This window comes from Arthrobacter sp. Y3223164 (genome assembly GCF_059091005.1).
Map to the genome: position 1 here is coordinate 1 of NZ_JBNHGF010000304.1, position 3314 is coordinate 3314.

At 68.7% G+C, this 3314-nt stretch carries 4 protein-coding genes; all 4 read left to right on the plus strand.

Annotated elements, in window-relative coordinates; genetic code table 11:
* Positions 1-349: FadR/GntR family transcriptional regulator (locus tag AC5RUJ_RS13000; protein WP_494155969.1), on the plus strand; the 349-nt coding region annotated here is incomplete at its 5' end.
* Between the two features lie 132 nt (positions 350-481).
* Entirely contained in the window at positions 482-1414 is a 933-nt protein-coding gene (locus AC5RUJ_RS13005; RefSeq protein WP_494024256.1) for a cytochrome b/b6 domain-containing protein, read from the plus strand.
* Positions 1415-1487: 73 nt separating this feature from the next.
* Positions 1488-1865, plus strand: a complete 378-nt coding sequence (locus AC5RUJ_RS13010) for a hypothetical protein (protein ID WP_494000813.1) — start codon at positions 1488-1490, stop codon at positions 1863-1865.
* Positions 1866-2051: 186 nt separating this feature from the next.
* Complete coding sequence (locus AC5RUJ_RS13015) at positions 2052-3068, plus strand: alpha/beta hydrolase (RefSeq protein WP_494128451.1); 1017 nt, start codon at positions 2052-2054, stop codon at positions 3066-3068.
* Positions 3069-3314: the final 246 nt, after the last annotated feature.

The following is a 3314-nucleotide window of genomic DNA, read 5'->3' on the forward strand; positions in this document are numbered from 1 at the left end:
GGGCCCAGGCGGCGCCGTGGAGGCGCTGCGGGAGAGGCTGGCCCGGCGCCGGCATGCGTGGGCCGAACAGGACCTGGAAGGCTGGATCGCCGCGGACTGGGACTTCCACCTGGCCGTGGCCGAGGCCTCCGGCAACCAGCTGCTGCACGAGCTGTACGGCAGCTTCGGCGATGTGTTCCACGGGACCAAGATGGCCCAGCGATTGCGGGACGGCTTCGATGGATGTCTGCGCGCCGGACACGAGGACCTCGCGGACGCCATCGCGGCCGGAGACGAAGAAGCCGCGGTGCGGACCGTCACCGCCAACCTGCGCTACTGCCTGAAATGGATGCCGCAGGACGGCCAATAACGCCCCGCTCACGCCGTGCTGCGGCGGGCTCTGGCCGCCGCGGCCGCGCGTGTGGCACGATGCCGCCCGGCCGGGGTACCTTGAATCACGAAGCCCGGACTGTCGGGACGCAGGGAACGAGGAAAGCTGGCGATGTCCACTTCGACGAAACCGTCCGGGAGCACCCGGAAGACGTGGCTGAAGATCACCGCGGCGGTGGCCGGCGCCGTCGTCGTGCTCCTGCTGTTGGTGTTGCTGGCCAAATGGCTTCGCACGATGCCGGGCGTCCAGGACTTCCTGGCCGCCTACCCGGGCCGCTCCGAACTGCCCGAATCCGCGCCGGTCGGGCTGCCCGCGTGGCTGGGTTGGCAGCACTTCCTCAACTTCTTCCTGATCGTGTTGATCATCCGCACCGGCCTGCAGGTACGGGCCGGTACCCGCTCGCCGGCGTACTGGACACGCAACAACAAGGGCCTGGTGAAGACCAGGAACGCGCCCACCAAGATCACCCTGAACCTGTGGTTCCACCTGACGCTGGATGCGTTGTGGGTGCTGAACGGCATCGTCTTCATGGTGCTGATCTTCGCGACCGGGCACTGGATGCGGATTGTGCCCACCAGCTGGGACATCTTCCCGAACGCGCTGTCCGCGGTGCTGCAGTACGCCTCGCTGGACTGGCCGCTGGAGAACGGGTGGGTGAACTACAACGCGCTGCAATTGCTGACCTACTTCGCGACCGTCTTCATCGCCGCCCCGCTGGCCATCGTCTCCGGCCTGCGCACCTCGGCCGCCTGGCCCAAGCGGGCCGCGGTCAACAAGTACTTCCCGATTGAGGCGGCCCGGGCCATCCACTTCCCGGTGATGGTGTATTTCGTGCTGTTCATCATCGTGCACGTGACGCTGGTGCTGGCCACCGGCGCGCTGCGCAACCTCAACCACATGTATGCGGCCACGGACGACGGCGGGTGGACCGGTTTCTGGATCTTTGCCGCCTCCGTCGCGGTGACCGTGGCGGCTTGGTTCCTGGCCCGGCCGATCTTCCTGCGCCCGATCGCCTCGCTGACGGGCAAGGTCACGAGCCGCTGACCGCGCGGCCGCCTGATCGCCAGCCGCTGACCGCCTGACCGCGGCTCAAGGCTGCACCGCTACACTGCTCGCCATGATCACCGTTGCGGCCATCGCCGCGTGCCTTGTCTTCGCGCTGTTGGCCGTCTTCCAGATCCTGCTGGCCGCGGGCCTGCCGCTGGGCCGGTTCGCCTGGGGAGGAAGCCACCGCATCCTGCCGGCGAAGCTGCGCATCGGGAGCGCGGTCTCGGTGCTCCTGTATGCGTTCTTCGTGTTCGTCATCATGGACCGCGCGCAGTTTCTCGACGCGTTGCCGGAGACCGCGTCGCTCGTTCTTGGCTGGGTCCTGACCGCGTACCTGTTCGTCGGCGTCCTGATGAACGCCATCTCGCGCAGCAAGCCCGAGCGGTGGACCATGACGCCGGTCGCCCTGGTCTTGGCCGCGCTGAGCCTGGTGGTTGCCCTCGGGTGACGTGGTTTCCCGCCCTTGGCGGGGAGCTGCAAGGCTTTTCGTCGGTGGGCCGTCCAGCCGTTTGCGGGTCTCACGTCCCTTCGCGGGCGGGGGGTTCCGACGGTTGACGGTCAGGCAGGGGAGGGGCTTGCCCCGCGGGCGGGGCGGGCTCACGATTGGTTCACTACCGGCCGATCGGAGGAAGCCATGCAGGTCCGTATCCGCCGCGCACTGACAGCAGTTGCCGTGCTCGTCGCCGTCCCGGCGGCCCTTGCCGGCGGCCTGGTCCTGTGGCTGCGCTTCAGCCCCCGGCCGCTGGCGGTGCTGCTGCGGGTGCTGTCGGAACGGGACGGCCGGCGCACGGCCCGCGCGATGGCCCGGCACGTGCCGGACGGAATCAGCGAAGTATTGGATCAGGAATACCTCAGCAACCACGGGCATACCCGCCTGGACGTGTTCTTCCCGGACAAGGCGGCCGAGGATTCGCTGCGCCTTCCGACAATTGTCTGGATCCACGGCGGGGCCTGGATCTCCGGCACCAAGAACGACGTCGCCAATTACCTGCGGATTCTCGCCTCCTACGGCTTCACCGCCGTGGGAGTGGACTATTCGCTGGCCCACGTGCGCCGCTACCCGGCGCCGGTGCGCCAGACGGCCGCCGCGCTGCGCTACCTGGAACACAACGCCGACCGGCTGCACATCGATACCGAGCGGATCGTGCTGGCCGGGGACTCTGCGGGCGCGCAAATTGCCGCACAACTGGCGCTGGTCATCGCCGATCCCGACTATGCCAAAAGGCTCGGCATTGCCTCGCCCATGAAGCCGGAGCGGCTGCGCGCGGTGCTGCTGCACTGCGGGGCGTACGACCTCTCGCTCGCCGGGGCGGACCAGGCCGGGAACCAGAACTACCTGCGCACGGTGCTGTGGTCCTACACCGGGGCCAAGGACTATCTGGAGCGTCCCTACGTCGCGCTGGCCTCCGTGGCCAAGCACGTGGGCGCCGGCTATCCGCCGGCTTTCGTGTCAGCGGGCAACACGGACCCGTTGCTGCCGCACTCGCTCGGGCTGGTCGAAGCGCTGCGGATCAAGGGCGCGGCCGTGGAGGAGTTCTTCCCCCACACGGAGGCCGGCCTAGGGCACCAGTTCCAGTTCAACCTGGAGTTGGAAGCGGCGTGGCAGGTGCTGGAGCGCAGCGTGGCGTTCCTCCGTCGCCACACCGGCTGATGCCACCCGAGTTGAATCGGCGCCCCGCTACGAGGGGTGTTCTTCGGTGTCTGCATCACCCGGGGCCGGCGCCGATGCCTCCCCCGGGCACCGCCGTCGTACGCTGGAAACCTGCCCAGCGAAGGGGGAACTATCAATGAACGACGCCGGCTCGCGCCTCATTTTCGGCTGCATGGGGTTGGGTGGGGGCGGGGGGAGCGGGCCGCTGGAAGCGGCCGATGTGGCGGCCGCGCACGCGGCCGTGGC